The organism is Kribbella sp. NPDC023855, from assembly GCF_040639475.1.
Lineage (GTDB): Bacteria > Actinomycetota > Actinomycetes > Propionibacteriales > Kribbellaceae > Kribbella.
Window position 1 is genome coordinate 40,778 of the sequence record NZ_JBFAAA010000019.1, and the last position, 13,546, is coordinate 54,323.

Consider the following 13,546-nt stretch of genomic DNA (forward strand, 5'->3'; position numbering starts at 1 on the left):
TCGTAGGGCCCGGTACCGGGGGGAGGGCAGGCCCGGGAGTGACGAAATGACCGTCGTCACGCCCGGGCCTGAATTTGAGGGACTTTAGGGCACTGAGCGCTGGCCGTGGGGGCGACGGCCGGGGGGAACGCTCGGTGCCCTACTGACCACCGGTTGTTGCTAGCCGGTGAAGGGCGGCTGGCCGTCCTGCGGACCGGGGGCTCCCGCAGGCGGTCCGCCGACGGGGGGCTGGCCACCGGTCGGCGGGAACTGCTGCTGCGGCTGCTGGGAGTAGCCACCCTGCTGCTGGCCCGGCATCTGCGGCTGGATCTGGCCGGACGACTGGATGCCCGGCTGCATCTGCGGCTGCGGCTGCTCGCCCTCGACCGAGCCGATGGTGCCGAACGACACCTGCGGGACCGAGCGGACCTGCTCGTCCTTGACCTCGAAGTAGCCGGCCTTCTCGAACTTGAAGCTGTTCGCGATCAGGTTCGACGGGAACGCCTCGATCCGGGTGTTGTAGTCACCGACGTTGGCGTTGTAGAAGCGCCGGCCGGCCGCGATCCGGTCCTCGGTGTCGGTCAGCTCGCGCTGCAGGTTGAGGAAGTTCTGGTTCGACTGCAGCTGCGGGTACGCCTCGACCGAGATCATCATCTGGCGCAGCGCGCCGGACAGCTCACCCTCGGCCGCGGCCCGCTGCTCCGGGGTCGCACCCTGCACGTTCACCGCCTGGGTGCGCAGCCGGGCGACCTCCTCGAACACGTGCCGCTCGTGCGCGGCGTAGGCCCGCACGGTCTCGACCAGGTTCGGGATCAGGTCGTAGCGGCGGTGCAGCTCGACGTCGATCTGCCGCCAGGACTCCTGGATCAGGTTCCGCTGCTTGACGAACCGGTTGTACGAGACCATCAGCGCGATGGCCAGAATCACGACGACCGCGACGATGATGACGATGACGAGGGTCATTTCCCTGCTCCCGAGTGTTGGGTAAGGCTCGGAAGTGACTCTAACGCCGTGCGGGTCCGACGGCTGTCAGCCGGAGACGCGAGGGTCGACCCCGGCATAGTCGCGCCACACGTACGGCGGGATGTGGTCGCTGACCAGTTGCAGCAGCTGCAGCCGGTTCATCACCTCGACGGGTGAGTGCGCGCCGGCGTCCCAGCCGATCAGCGAGTTGCCCTCGAACCGCCAGCCGATCTCGCCGCGGCTGAGCAGCATCTCCATCATCTGCGGATGGATCACGGCGTGCCCGAAACGCTGGTCGTCGGCCTCCACCCGGAAGGTCCGGTTGAACTGCTCGCTCTCGAACTGCAGGTCGGGAAAGCCCAGCGCGTTCATCACCGCGCCGCCGAAAATGCCCTCATGGGTGACTTCGAGCCTCGGCAGCGCGCCCGGCAGCTGCATCACGACGACGCCGAACTTGTGCGTCGTGGTCCGCCGGCCGCCCTTCCCGTTGCTCGAGTGGGTCTGGTAGCTGTAGTCGAAGGCAACGATCTGCCGGCCTTGGTACGCACCGGCGAGCACATTGCGGACCCGCCGGTTGTCGCCGGTCTGGAACGGCGTACCGGCCCATTGACCGGCCAGCGCGTGGTTCTGCGGCTGGTAGCTGAAACCCTGCTGGGCGGCGAAGGCCGCGAACGCCTCCCGGCGCTTCTTCGCCATCACGTGGCTGACGTAGGACAACACCCCGACGACCAGCAGACCGACGACGATCATCACCGCCATGCTCGAGGTCACGAGTCGAGGCCAAGCTCCTCGAGGCCGAACACCGAGCGGTACTCCAGCCCTTCCGACTCGACCTTCTCCTGCGCGCCGGTGGCCCGGTCGACGATCACCGCGACGGCGACCACCTCGGCCCCGGCCTCCCGCAACGCCTCGACGGCGGTCAGTACCGATCCGCCGGTGGTCGAGGTGTCCTCGACCGCGAGCACCCGGCGGCCCTTCACGTCCGGACCCTCGATCCGGCGCTGCAGCCCGTGCGTCTTCTCGGCCTTGCGGACGACGAACGCGTCCAGCTTGCGGCCTTGCTGGGCGGCCGCGTGCAACATCGACAGCGCCACCGGGTCCGCACCGAGGGTGAGCCCGCCGACGGCGTCGTACTCGAGATCCGCGGTCAGCTCCAGCAGCGCGGGCCCGATCAGCGGCGCCGCCTCGGCGTCCAGCGTGATCCGGCGCAGGTCGACGTAGTAGTCGGCTTCCTTGCCCGAGGCCAGCGTCACCCGCCCACGCACGATCGCCTTGGTCTTGACCTGGTCCAGCAGCGCAGCGCGATCAAAGCTCATGAAGCCGCAGCTTACTTCTTGTCGGCTTTCACCAGGTGGCCGAAGGCGACCGAGCGGTCCGGGGAGTGGAACAGGTCCTGGCAAGTGGTCAGCGTGATGATCGACCTGGTCGGCGTCTCGCGGGGTTTGCCCGGGACGGGTTCGAGGACCCAGTTGTCGGCCGGTTTGACGGTCAGGTCGCGGGGTGAGCCGTCCAGTTCGTAGGTGTAGACGGTGTCGGCGGTCTCCACGATCACCTGGTCGCCCTTGGCCAGCTCGAGCAGTTTGCGGAACGGCGAACCGTGCGTGACCCGGTGCCCGGCGACCGCGAAATTGCCCGGCTCACCGGGAAGCTGGGTCTGCGGGTAGTGCCCGATCCCGCGAGTCAGCTCGCTCTTGCCGACACCTTCCACGACAGGCTTCTCCCAGTCCTTGCCGAACTTCGGGATCCGCAGCAGCACGATCGGCGTACCGGGTGGTGCTTCCGCGGCAGCGCGGGGTTTCGGGGCCGAGGGCTCCCAGTTGTCGTGCAGGTCGCGCTTGAGGTCGTCCATCGCGTGGTTCGAGGTGATCCCGGTACCGAAGTACTGCCACCCCACCCATCCGAGCAACCCAAGCCCGGCCACCAGCAGGACGACCCCCAGTCCCCGTACGACGCCCCGTGCCATGCGGACAGGGTATGTCGCCCGATCCCACGCCGTAGCGAGCAGGTGCTCGGTGCCGTGCCGAGTGCCGCGCAGTAGCCGTGGGGTCGGGCGACATGCCCTTGGTATGCAGAGGAACTGAACAGGCTGTGTACGACGTGTCGATGGACGGGTGTGGTTGCGCGGGATAACGATGTGAAGGGCAAGGAAATCGAGGAGGTCGCGGGTGAAGGCGCTGGTCAAGGCCGAGAGCAGGCCAGGACTGTGGTTGCAGGACGTTCCTGAGCCCCAGATCGAGGCAGACGAAGTACTGATCAAGGTACTGCGCACCGGTCTGTGCGGGACCGATCTGCACATCCAGAGCTGGGACTCGTGGGCCCAGAAGAACGTTCCGGTCCCGATGGTCACCGGGCACGAGTTCTGCGGCGAAGTCGTCGAGATCGGCGCCGGTGTCCGCGACGTCGCGGTCGGTGACGTGGTCAGCGGCGAGGGGCACCTGGTCTGCGGCCGCTGCCGCAACTGCCGGGCCGGCCGTCGCCACCTCTGCATCAAGACGCGCGGCCTCGGTGTCCACGTGGCGGGCGCGTTCGCGGAGTACGTGAAACTGCCGGCCACGAACGTCTGGGTGCACCGCGATCCGGTCGATCTGGACGTGGCCGCGATCTTCGACCCGTTCGGCAACGCCGTGCACACCGCGTTGTCGTTCCCCGTCGTCGGCGAGGACGTGCTGATCACCGGCGCCGGCCCGATCGGCATCATGGCCGCGGCCGTCGCGCTGCACGCCGGCGCGCGCAACGTGGTGATCACCGACCTGTCCGACTACCGGCTCGACCTGGCCCGCAAGATCGGCGTGACGCACGCGGTCAACGTGCGTGAGCAGAGCATCGCCGACGCCCAGCACGGCCTGGGCATGCGTGAGGGGTTCGACGTCGGGATGGAGATGTCCGGCCAGCCGGCCGCGCTGCGCGACATGCTCGCGAACATGAACCACGGCGGCAAGATCGCGATGCTCGGCCTGCCTGCCGACGAGATCGCGATCGACTGGGGCACGGTGGTGCTCAACATGCTGACCATCAAGGGCATCTACGGCCGGGAGATGTTCGAGACCTGGTACTCGATGTCGGTGATGCTGGAACGCGGCCTGGACCTCGGCCCGGTGATCACCCACCGGTTCGGCTACGCCGACTTCGAGCAGGCCTTCGACGTCGCCCGCCAGGGCGACTGCGGCAAAGTGATCCTGGACTGGACCAACCTGGAGGAGACGCACTGATGTTCGGCCGGATGCGCGACGACCTGACCACCACCATCGGCGAGATCCGCGACGCCGGGCTGTACAAGTCCGAGCGGGTGATCAGCTCGCCGCAGAACGCCGCCATCTCTGTTGCCTCTGGCAAGGAGGTGCTGAACTTCTGCGCCAACAACTACCTCGGCCTGGCCGACCACCCCGAGGTGATCGCGGCCGCCCGGAACGCCTTGGACCGGTGGGGTTTCGGGATGGCGTCGGTGCGCTTCATCTGCGGCACCCAGCAGATCCACAAGGACCTGGAAGATGCCCTGAGCAACTTCCTCGGCCAGGAGGACACCATCCTCTACAGCTCCTGCTTCGACGCGAACGGCGGGCTGTTCGAGACGCTGCTCGGCGCCGAGGACGCGGTCATCTCCGACGAGCTGAACCACGCCAGCATCATCGACGGCATCCGGCTGTCGAAGGCCAAGCGGTACCGCTACAAGAACCGCGACATGGCCGACCTGGAGACCCAGCTGAAGGACGCGGCGGACGCGCGGTACCGGCTGATCGCCACCGACGGCGTCTTCTCGATGGACGGGTACGTCGCCCCGCTGGACGAGATCTGCGACCTGGCCGAGCGGTACGACGCGCTGGTGATGGTCGACGACTCGCACGCGGTCGGCTTCGTCGGCCCGGACGGCGCCGGTACGCCGTCCCTGTTCGGCGTCCAGGACCGCATCGACGTACTGACCGGCACGCTCGGCAAGGCCCTGGGCGGCGCGTCGGGTGGTTACGTGTCGGCGCGCCGCGAGATCGTCGAGGTACTGCGCCAGCGCTCCCGCCCGTACCTGTTCTCCAACTCACTCGCCCCGTCCGTCACCGCGGCCTCCTTGAAGGCTCTGCAGCTGATCGGCGGCTCGTCGGACCTGCGCGACAAGCTGACCGCGAACACGAAGCTGTTCCGCACCAAGATGACCGAGGCCGGCTTCGACATCCTCCCCGGCGACCACCCGATCGCCCCGGTGATGATCGGCGACGCCGCGGAGGCGGGCCGGCTGGCCGAGAAGCTGCTCGAACTCGGCGTCTACGTGATCGGCTTCTCGTACCCGGTCGTCCCGCACGGCAAGGCCCGCATCCGCACCCAGCTCTCAGCCGCCCACTCCACCGAGGACGTGGAGCGCGCTGTGGCGGCCTTCGTCGAGGCGCGAGCCGCGTTGGCCTGACAATGTCCTTGTGACCACCCTCAGCCCGCGGGCCATCAACCGCGCCACCCTTGCCCGGCAGTTGCTGCTGGAACGCAGTGACCTGTCCGCCACGGAAGCCGTCGGGCAGCTCGTGGGGATGCAAGGGCAGGAGCCCAAGCATCCGTTCGTCGGGTTGTGGTCCCGGCTGGCCTGGTTCGGCGAGGGTGATCTGATCGCGGCGATCGAGGACCGCAAGGTGGTCCGGGCGACGCTCTTCCGTGGCACCCTGCATCTGGTCACCGCCGACGACTACCTGCGATTCCGTACGACGCTGAGCCCGGTTCTCGAGGCGGGTCTGAAACTGCTCGGGGACCGGGCCGCGGGGCTGGAGCCCGACAAGGTCGCCGCCGCGGCGCGGCAACTCCTCGCCGTGGAGCCGCTGACCTTCACCGAGGTCCGGGACGCCTTGCAGCAGCAGTTCCCCGACGTCAACGACCGGGCGCTCGGATTCTGCACCCGGATGCTCGTGCCGCTGGTCATCTCGCCGTCCGAGACCCGCTGGGGCTGGACCGCCAACGCACGGTTCACCCCGGCCGAGCAGTGGATCGGCGGCAAGCTCCGGCGGTCCGCAGTACCGAAGGAGCTGGTCGTCCGGTACCTGGAGGCGTTCGGGCCGGCCACCCCGGCGGACTTCCAGACCTGGTCCGGATTGCAGAAAGCGAAGGCGTTGTTCGATTCGCTGGAGCTCGAGGTCTTCACCGACGAGCACGGCAAGAACCTGTACGACGTACCGGGCGCGCCGCGGCCCGATGCGGACAGCGAGGCGCCGGTCCGGTTCCTGCCGGAGTTCGACAACCTGCTGCTCGCCCACGCGAAACGTGAGCGGATCATCGCCGGCGAACACCGGCAGGCGGTCTTCACGAAGAATCTGCGGGTGAAGTCGACGTACCTGGTCGACGGGCTGGTCGCCGGACTGTGGACAGCGGAGAAGAAGCGCGGTGTGGCAACTCTCACCCTCACCCCGTTCGGCCGGACGACCAAGAAGACGGCGGCGGAGCTGGAGCGCGAAGGTGAGGCGCTGCTGCGCTTCCTGGAGCCCGATGCGAAGACCTATGAAGTGGTTACGGCCAGTTGATGAGGTTGTTGTCACACATCAGATGACTGGGCCTGAGGCCCTCGGCCCAGTGGAATAGACAGATGAGCACAGTCCCCATGATCACTCTGGACAACGGCGTCGAGATCCCACAGCTGGGCCTGGGGGTGTGGCAGGTCGAGGACGAGATCGTCACCGGTGTCGTCGAGGCGGCGTTCGAGGCCGGCTACCGGCACGTCGACACGGCCGCCATCTACGGCAACGAGGCAGGGGTCGGCCGCGCCATCGCCGCCTCCGGCCTGCCCCGCGACGAACTGTTCATCACCACCAAGCTGTGGAACAGCGACCAGGGCTACGACTCGACCCTGAAGGCCTTCGACGCCAGCCTCGACCGGCTGGGCCTGGAGTCCGTGGACCTCTACCTGATCCACTGGCAGGCGCTGAAGAAGGACAAGTACGTCGAGACCTGGAAGGCGTTCGAGCAGCTGTACGCCGACAAGCGGGTGCGCGCGATCGGCGTCTCCAACTTCCACATCCCGGCGCTGCGGCGACTGTTCGAGGAGACCGAGCTGCGGCCGGCGGTGAACCAGATCGAGCTGCACCCGGAGCTGCCGCAGGACGAGCTGCGCGCGTTCAACGCGGAGAACGACATCGTCACGCAGGCGTGGAGCCCGCTGGCCTCGGGTGGGCTGGTGGACAACCCGACGCTGAAGGCGATCGGCGCGAAGTACGGGAAGTCGCCCGCGCAGGTGGCGATCCGCTGGCACCTGCAGCTGGGCAACGTGGTGCTGCCGAAGTCGAAGACGCCGAGCCGGATCGCGGAGAACATCGCCGTGTTCGACTTCGCGCTGGACAACGACGACATGGCCGCGATCGCCGATCTGGAGACCGGCGTCCGCACCGGTGGCGATCCCGACACCTTCGGGTGAGCACCGCTTAGACGAGTTGCAGGAAGCGGCGTAGTACGGGTGAGTTGTTGGCCGGCGACCAGGCCACGCAGAGTTCTGACAGTGGTAGGTCGTCGGACAACTTGCGATAGACGACGGCGTCCGGATCGATCGGGGGCGTCGGGGCGATCAGCAACGACACCCCGAGCCCGGCCGCGACCAGCGACACGATCGTCTGTACGTCGGCGCCCTCCTGCACGATCCGCGGCGTGAACCCGGCGTCCTGGCAGTGCCCGACGATCGCGTCGTGGACTGACGGCCCGCTCGCTCGGGTGTAGAGCACGAAGTCGTCGCCGGCCAGCTCGGCCAGCCTGATCCGCCGGCGCCCGGCCAGGGGATGCTTCGCGGACAAGGCGGCGACCAGCGGATCCCGCGAGATCACCCGGGTCGCCAGGCCGTCGACCGGCTTCGTCAGCGGCCGGAAGAGACCGACATCGATTCGCCCGTCCAGCAAGGCTTTGGTCTGGTTGATCGTGGTCATCGTCTCCAGATCGAGGACGACGTCCGGCTGGGCCTCCCGGAAGGCGCCGAGCAGCCGCGGCAACGCGTCGAAGGTCGCGGACTGCACGAATCGCAGCCGCAGCGTCCCGAGCTCGCCGCGATGGACCCGCTGAGCATCGCGTACCGCCAGGTCGGCCTGCTTGAGCAGCGTCCTGCTGTCAGCCAGGAAACTCTCCCCCGCCGCCGTGAGCACGAAGCGCTTCTTCACCCGGGCGAACAGCTCGACCGCGAGCTCCCGCTCCAGCGACGCGATCTGCCGGCTCAGCGACGGCTGGGTCAGGTGCAGCCGCAACGCCGCCCGCCCGACGTTCAGCTCCTCGGCGACCACGACGAACGACTCCAGCAGGCGAAGATCCATGCCCACATCATGCACCAGGCGCATTAACTGCGCACTCGATTGTCATTGGACGTATCAGTGAGCGCTCCGTAACTTCGAAGCATGCACCCGTTCTCCGTCATCATCGTCGACAAGGTCGCCAAGGAATCCCGCTCCGGCATGGCCAACGCCCCACTGGTTCCCGAGCGGCCCTCGCTCCTCCGCCGCTGGCAGCAGAGCCGGCACCAGGCGACACTGTGCAAAGCTGAGCCTCGTGATCGAAGTACGCCGATTGCGGGTCCTGCGGGCGCTTGCTGACCACGGCACCGTGACGGCGGCCGCCGAGGTCCTGCACCTGACCCCGTCGGCCGTCTCCCAGCAACTCGCCGCGCTCGAATCCGAGGTCGGCCAGGAGCTCCTGGAACGCCGCGGCCGCCGAGTCGCCATCACCTCGGCCGGCCGCCTCCTGCTCGACCACACCGACGCCATCCTCACCGAAGTCGAACGCGCCGAAGAAGCCATGCGCCTGCACGCCGAAGGCGCCACCGGCGAAATCCGGGTAGCCGCCTTCGCCACCGCCATCAGTCTCCTCGTCGCCCCTTCCCTCGCCGCCTTGCGGACCACCACACCCGGGCTCCGCCTCGCAGTACGAGACGCCGAAGGCCACCAGGCGATCACCCAGCTCCTCGACGGCGAAGTCGAACTGGCCATCGCCGTAGAACACCGCGGCTCCCCCAGCCCCGACGACCAGCGCCTGACCCGAATCCCCTTGTACGCCGAGCCTTTCGCCGCCATCCTCCCCGCCGACCACCCGGCGGCGAGCGCAGCGCAGATCGACCTCACCACTCTCGCCACCGACGACTGGATCATGACGTCGACCGGCAACCCCATCCGCGACGTCGTCCTCCTGGCCTGCGAACAGGCCGGCTTCGCCCCGCGCATCGCCCACCACTCCGACGACTACACAGCCGTAGCAGCCCTGGCCGCAGCCGGTGCCGGCGTCTCCCTGGTCCCCCAGTTGGCCCTACCCAACCCCGGCACCGCCGTACTCCGCCCGCTCAAACCCCCCACCCCCACCCGCCGCGTCTACGCCGCCATCCGCACCGGCCAAGCCCAAAACCCCTTGCTAAAAGCAACAATCGAGACCTTCCGCAAAACCGCAGCAGCCCTACCCCTCACCCCGTAACAACCCCCGCACCTCACCGGCCCGCGGATCCGCCACCCGGTCATACAGTGCGATTGCCTTCGCCCACTCCGCACGTGCCTCCGCAACCATTCCCAGCCCGGCCAACGCCCTCCCCAGCAACTGTCGCCCCACCGCCTCCTGCTGCTCCTTCGGGTACCGGGCCGCAATGGCCACGCCTTCGGTCAACACCTCGGCTGCGCTCTCATGGTCATCGATCGGAAGGCAGGTCGATCCGATCTCGATGAGTATCGACGCCTCGAGCACCTCGGCCTTCGTGGTGCGGGCCTGTTCGAGTGCACCGGTCAGGGCATCCAGCGAAGCCGCGTACTGACCGCTTTCCCGAAGAGAAGTACCGATCAGCATCCGGCCATAGGCATCACTGCGAGGCGTAAGCTCCGACAGCAGCTCAAGTGCCCTGCCGAACACTGTCCGCTGGCGCGCCAGGTCACCCAGCTGGCTAGTGGGCCTCGTCGTAGGCTTCGCGGGCTTGCATGACGGTGGGGACCTTGGCTTCTACCCAGAAGGCCAGGGTTCGGATCTGGGTGGCTACTTCCTCGCCGAGGGGGGTGAGCGAGTAGTCGACTCGGGGTGGGATGACGGGCTTGGCGTCGCGGACCACGAAGCCGTCGCGTTCCAGGGTTTGCAGGGTTTGGGCGAGCATCTTTTCGCTGACCCCACCGACCCGGCGGCGCAGCTCGCTGAAGCGGTACGAGCGCTCGAGCAGGACGATCAGCACCAGGGTGCCCCAGCGGCTGGTGACGTGTTCGAGGATTCGCCGCTCTGGGCAGTCGGACCGGACCACGTCCGGAATGAGCGCCTCGGTCATCTGTTCACCTCCGCTTACCTGAAGATCAGTACCTTACCTCAAAGTGGGTACTGTTGAGAAGATAGTACCCACCCTAGAGTTAGTGCCATCACCCACGAAACTCTACGGAAAGCACTTGATATGAACATCGTCATCACCGGCTCCACCGGCCAGCTCGGCCGCCTCGTCATCGCCGACCTGCTGGCCGCGGGCGTTCCCGCCGACGGCATCACAGCCGTTGCCCGGAGCAAGGAAAAGGCCGCTGACCTCGCGGCTCAGGGCGTCAAGGTCGCGATCGCGGACTACGACGAGCCGTCGACCTTCGACGAGGTCTTCAGCGCCGGCGACCGGGTCCTCCTGGTTTCCGGTACCGACTTCGGCCGCCGGGTCGGCCAGCACGCGGCTGTCCTCGACGCGGCGAAGAAGGCCGGCGTCGCCCAGCTCGCCTACACCAGCGTCTTCGGTGCCCCCGGCAACACGATGTTGCTCGCCGCCGACCACAAGGCGACCGAGAAGCTCATCCTCGAGTCCGGCCTCCCGTACACCCTCCTGCGCAACAACTGGTACTCCGAGATGGGCGTTTTCGACCTGCCCGCCGCCGTCGAGAGCGGCGTGATCGTGAACGGCGTCAGCCCGGACGGCCGACTGGCCACGGCCAGCCGCCAGGACTTCGCGGCCGCGGCGTCCGCAGTACTGCGGACCGAAGGCCACCTCAACCAGGCTTACGAGCTGAGCGGTGACGAGGCCTGGACCTACGGCGAGTACGCCGCCGAGGTAACCCGCCAGACCAGCAAGCCCGTAGTGCACCGCTCCCTGTCCCACGACGAGAACCTGGCCGGCCTGACCGCCGCCGGCATCCCCGAGGCCTTCGCCACCGTCCTGGCCGACGTCGACACCCAAATCAGCACCGGCACCCTCAACGGAACCCCCGGCACCCTCTCAAACCTGATCGGCCGCCCCACCACCCCCATCGCCACAACAATCGCAACCCAGCTGGGCTAGTCCGTCGACGGGAGGGCATCGAGGAGTTCCTGCACCTCATCGGCGGCCGGGTCAGCAAGCTGCTGGTACAGGACGACGGCTCGCTGCCAGTGCATGCGGGCCTCCTCGGGCCGGCCGAGCGCAAGCAGGGTCCGGCCGAGACGATCCCGGGTTCGGCCCTCCTGGTTCTCCGCGGGAAAGCGGATCGCGATCTCCAGCGCCTGTTCGAAGTACTCAAGTGCCTGCTGGTGATCACCGCGGAGCGACCAGCCTTTCCCGAGGTCAGTCAGCAGGTCGAACTCGATCACCGGAAGGCCGTCGGCACGGGCCTGGCAGAGTACCTCGGTCAGCATCGGCCAGCCCTCGTCGTACTGGCCGCTTTCCACCAGCGACATCCCCATCTGCGCCCAATGGATCATTCCGGGTCTGCTGCTGCCCCGTTCACGATGAATGGCGATTGCGCGATCGAAGGCCGCGCGCTGCCCGGCCAGATCACCGAGCGCGCCTGCCGCCGCGCCGGCGACTACCTGGATCGCCGCCTCCATCCGGGCCCGGTCCTCCTGCGGCGCCAGCACCAGGAGTTCGTCGATCGCCGCCTTCGCTTCGGCCGGTTCACCGGTTTTCACCAACGCATAGGCGAGCTCGATCAAGCAACTCACCACCTGCTTGAGATCGCCCCGGGCGCGCGCCAGCGGTAAGGCGACACGAAGACACTCGGTCGCCGACCGTGGCTGCTCGAGCGCCGTGTACACCTGTCCCAACGAAAGCCACAACCAGTCCTCGAGTTCGCTGTCCGCTTCATCGAGGATGCCGGCGACGGAGGCCAGCGCATCGCGCGCCTCCGCGAACCGCAACCGCACCTTCGCGAACTGGAACATCCCCAGCCCCATCCGCGCGGCGGTCAGCCGGTCCTCTCGTCCTCCGGCCGCCGCCTTGCCGATGAGCCGGAGCACGTTGCCGACCTCGGACTCCAGCCAGCGCGCCACCTCCTCGCGATCGCCGAGATCCTCGGCGCCGGCCGACCAGTCCTCGGCGTCCTTCGGGTACCGGAGATCGTGGAGCTCACTGAGCCGCCACAGGACGCCCAGGTAGCAACGCAGTTCCCGCTGCGAAGCCTCCGCACGCGCGGCAGGAATCACCGACTCCCGCCCGACATCACGAACGAGATCGTGCATTCGATACCGCTGGGGGACGGGCGTCTCCAGCAGATGGACGTCCACCAGCCGCTCGAGCAGATCCTCGGTCGCATCCAGCGGTAGTTCCAGCACTTTCGCCGCGGCCCGGAGCGGGAAATGGTCCCCCTCCAGCAAAGTCAGCAGTGGAAACACCTCCGCACACTTCCGGTCCCCCGGAAGATCTGCCGCGGCCAGCATCCGTAATGACGACGTGACGGTCGCCCGGATTCCATTGCCGGCATCGCCGCTCAACGCATCGAGCCTGCTGCCGTCATCAGCCAGGAGGCCGACCAAGGCGGCCACCCCTCCGGCAGTCTGGGCAGCCGGGTGAGCGCCGGCGATCCGTACGGCCAACGGCAGCAATCCACAACGCCGGACCAACTCCACCGCAGCCTCCGGCTCGGCCGCCAGCCGGTCCGTCCCAGCGATCTCGCCGAGCAGGTGCAACGCCTCGTCCTCGGTCAGGACCTGCAGGCCCAGATACCGTACGCCGGGAAGCGCCGTGAGTTGCTTGCGACTCGTGATGAGGACTGCCGACCCGCGGGTCCCGGGGATCAACGGCAGCACCTGGTCCACGCCGGCCGCGTCGTCCAGCACCAACAGAACTCGCCGATGCGCGAGCGCCGTACGGTATCTGCCGGCCGCCTGCTCGACATCGCCAGGATCCTCCGCGGGCGGGACACCGAGACTTCGCAGTACTGCGGCCAGTGCGTCCGCAGTACTGACCGGCTCCTGGCCACCGCCACCCAGGTTGAGGTAGATCTGGCCATCCGGGTAATCAGGAGCCACCAGATGCCCGGCCTGGATGGCGAGGGCGGTTTTGCCGACGCCGCCCATGCCACCGACCGCGGAGATGACCACGGCACGGCTGTCCGCGTGCGGGTCGGTCATCCGCAGGACTCGCACCAGGTCGTCCAGCTCCCGGTCACGCCCGGTGAAGTCGCTCGGAGCCGGTGGCAACTGCTGCGGGAAAGCTGAATCCAGACGCGAGCGATCGGCTGCTTCGGTCAACTGACGTCGTTCACGCAGCGACAGTTCGAGCGCGAGCGCAAGCTGGTCGATCGTCGCTGCGCGGGGGTAGCGGCGACGCCCGCCTTCCAGTGCGCGGATTCCCTCGACGCTCAGGCCGGAGCGAGCGGCCAGCCCTTCCTGGGTGAGGCCGGCGCGCAGGCGGAAATGCTTCAGCAGGTGGGCGACACCTGACTGCGGGGCGGTGGATCCTTGGATCCGCATGCAGCCAGGTTAAGGC

15 protein-coding genes are annotated in these 13,546 nt (G+C 67.9%); 7 read left to right on the plus strand and 8 right to left on the minus strand.

What is annotated here, in order from left to right:
* Positions 1-159: 159 nt before the first annotated feature.
* From AB0F51_RS37385 to AB0F51_RS37400, 4 genes are all read right to left on the minus strand, one after another.
* On the minus strand, positions 160-942 hold the full coding sequence (locus AB0F51_RS37385) for a LemA family protein (RefSeq protein WP_360288165.1): 783 nt from the start codon (positions 940-942) through the stop codon (positions 160-162).
* Between the two features lie 66 nt (positions 943-1,008).
* The gene (locus tag AB0F51_RS37390) at positions 1,009-1,713 is read right to left on the minus strand and encodes a hypothetical protein (protein WP_360288167.1); all 705 of its coding nucleotides are present in this window, start codon (positions 1,711-1,713) and stop codon (positions 1,009-1,011) included.
* A complete protein-coding gene (gene pyrE / locus AB0F51_RS37395; RefSeq protein ID WP_360288169.1) occupies positions 1,710-2,258 on the minus strand; it encodes an orotate phosphoribosyltransferase in 549 nt (182 codons plus the stop codon). The genes AB0F51_RS37390 and pyrE overlap by 4 nt, the downstream gene beginning before the upstream one ends.
* Before the next feature lie 11 nt (positions 2,259-2,269).
* Entirely contained in the window at positions 2,270-2,905 is a 636-nt protein-coding gene (locus AB0F51_RS37400; RefSeq protein ID WP_360288171.1) for a class E sortase, read from the minus strand.
* 202 nt (positions 2,906-3,107) lie between these two features.
* Between AB0F51_RS37400 and tdh the strand changes: the two genes are divergently transcribed.
* The 4 genes from tdh to AB0F51_RS37420 all read left to right on the plus strand — a co-directional run bounded on the left by tdh (position 3,108) and on the right by AB0F51_RS37420 (position 7,315).
* Positions 3,108-4,151, plus strand: a complete 1,044-nt coding sequence (tdh, locus tag AB0F51_RS37405; RefSeq protein ID WP_360288173.1) for an L-threonine 3-dehydrogenase — start codon at positions 3,108-3,110, stop codon at positions 4,149-4,151.
* Positions 4,151-5,332, plus strand: a complete 1,182-nt coding sequence (locus AB0F51_RS37410; protein ID WP_360288175.1) for a glycine C-acetyltransferase — start codon at positions 4,151-4,153, stop codon at positions 5,330-5,332. The genes tdh and AB0F51_RS37410 overlap by 1 nt, the downstream gene beginning before the upstream one ends.
* 10 nt (positions 5,333-5,342) lie before the next feature.
* Positions 5,343-6,428 (plus strand): winged helix DNA-binding domain-containing protein, encoded by a 1,086-nt coding sequence (locus AB0F51_RS37415; protein ID WP_360288177.1) that lies wholly within the window; start codon positions 5,343-5,345, stop codon positions 6,426-6,428.
* 62 nt (positions 6,429-6,490) lie between these two features.
* Entirely contained in the window at positions 6,491-7,315 is an 825-nt protein-coding gene (locus AB0F51_RS37420; protein ID WP_360288179.1) for an aldo/keto reductase, read from the plus strand.
* 7 nt (positions 7,316-7,322) lie between these two features.
* Here AB0F51_RS37420 and AB0F51_RS37425 read toward each other — a convergent pair whose 3' ends face one another.
* Positions 7,323-8,192 carry a LysR family transcriptional regulator gene (locus AB0F51_RS37425; protein ID WP_360288181.1) on the minus strand — a complete coding sequence of 290 codons (870 nt, stop codon included), beginning with the start codon at positions 8,190-8,192 and terminating at the stop codon, positions 7,323-7,325.
* An 81-nt stretch (positions 8,193-8,273) separates the two neighbouring features.
* Here AB0F51_RS37425 and AB0F51_RS37430 point away from each other — a divergent pair, with 81 nt between their 5' ends.
* Together AB0F51_RS37430 and AB0F51_RS37435 are read left to right on the plus strand one after the other, a co-directional pair.
* Positions 8,274-8,468: a hypothetical protein gene (locus AB0F51_RS37430; protein WP_360288183.1), complete on the plus strand. Its 195-nt coding sequence runs from the start codon at positions 8,274-8,276 to the stop codon at positions 8,466-8,468.
* Positions 8,425-9,336, plus strand: a complete 912-nt coding sequence (locus AB0F51_RS37435) for a LysR family transcriptional regulator (protein WP_360288185.1) — start codon at positions 8,425-8,427, stop codon at positions 9,334-9,336. The genes AB0F51_RS37430 and AB0F51_RS37435 overlap by 44 nt, the downstream gene beginning before the upstream one ends.
* Here AB0F51_RS37435 and AB0F51_RS37440 read toward each other — a convergent pair.
* Together AB0F51_RS37440 and AB0F51_RS37445 are read right to left on the minus strand one after the other, a co-directional pair.
* On the minus strand, positions 9,319-9,699 hold the full coding sequence (locus AB0F51_RS37440; RefSeq protein WP_360288187.1) for a hypothetical protein: 381 nt from the start codon (positions 9,697-9,699) through the stop codon (positions 9,319-9,321). The two genes, AB0F51_RS37435 and AB0F51_RS37440, sit on opposite strands and share 18 nt — an antisense overlap.
* Before the next feature lie 94 nt (positions 9,700-9,793).
* A complete protein-coding gene (locus AB0F51_RS37445) occupies positions 9,794-10,162 on the minus strand; it encodes a helix-turn-helix domain-containing protein (protein WP_360288189.1) in 369 nt (122 codons plus the stop codon).
* A gap of 120 nt (positions 10,163-10,282) precedes the next feature.
* On the opposite strand from AB0F51_RS37445, the gene AB0F51_RS37450 reads away from it, so the two are divergent.
* Positions 10,283-11,143: an SDR family oxidoreductase gene (locus AB0F51_RS37450; RefSeq protein WP_360288191.1), complete on the plus strand. Its 861-nt coding sequence runs from the start codon at positions 10,283-10,285 to the stop codon at positions 11,141-11,143.
* Here the strand turns inward: AB0F51_RS37450 and AB0F51_RS37455 are convergent.
* Complete coding sequence (locus AB0F51_RS37455) at positions 11,140-13,530, minus strand: tetratricopeptide repeat protein (protein WP_360288193.1); 2,391 nt, start codon at positions 13,528-13,530, stop codon at positions 11,140-11,142. The genes AB0F51_RS37450 and AB0F51_RS37455 overlap by 4 nt on opposite strands.
* Positions 13,531-13,546 lie beyond the last annotated feature (16 nt).

Excerpts from the sequence above, each read along its gene's own strand:
- pyrE (WP_360288169.1), bottom strand. The coding sequence starts at position 2,258 with ATGAGCTTTGATCGCGCTGCGCTGCTGGACCAGGTCAAGACCAAGGCG.
- AB0F51_RS37445 (WP_360288189.1), bottom strand. The coding sequence starts at position 10,162 with ATGACCGAGGCGCTCATTCCGGACGTGGTCCGGTCCGACTGCCCAGAG.
- AB0F51_RS37400 (WP_360288171.1), bottom strand. The coding sequence starts at position 2,905 with ATGGCACGGGGCGTCGTACGGGGACTGGGGGTCGTCCTGCTGGTGGCC.
- AB0F51_RS37450 (WP_360288191.1), top strand. The coding sequence starts at position 10,283 with ATGAACATCGTCATCACCGGCTCCACCGGCCAGCTCGGCCGCCTCGTC.
- AB0F51_RS37385 (WP_360288165.1), bottom strand. The coding sequence starts at position 942 with ATGACCCTCGTCATCGTCATCATCGTCGCGGTCGTCGTGATTCTGGCC.
- AB0F51_RS37430 (WP_360288183.1), top strand. The coding sequence starts at position 8,274 with ATGCACCCGTTCTCCGTCATCATCGTCGACAAGGTCGCCAAGGAATCC.
- AB0F51_RS37420 (WP_360288179.1), top strand. The coding sequence starts at position 6,491 with ATGAGCACAGTCCCCATGATCACTCTGGACAACGGCGTCGAGATCCCA.
- AB0F51_RS37455 (WP_360288193.1), bottom strand. The coding sequence starts at position 13,530 with ATGCGGATCCAAGGATCCACCGCCCCGCAGTCAGGTGTCGCCCACCTG.
- AB0F51_RS37425 (WP_360288181.1), bottom strand. The coding sequence starts at position 8,192 with ATGGATCTTCGCCTGCTGGAGTCGTTCGTCGTGGTCGCCGAGGAGCTG.
- AB0F51_RS37440 (WP_360288187.1), bottom strand. The coding sequence starts at position 9,699 with ATGCTGATCGGTACTTCTCTTCGGGAAAGCGGTCAGTACGCGGCTTCG.
- AB0F51_RS37410 (WP_360288175.1), top strand. The coding sequence starts at position 4,151 with ATGTTCGGCCGGATGCGCGACGACCTGACCACCACCATCGGCGAGATC.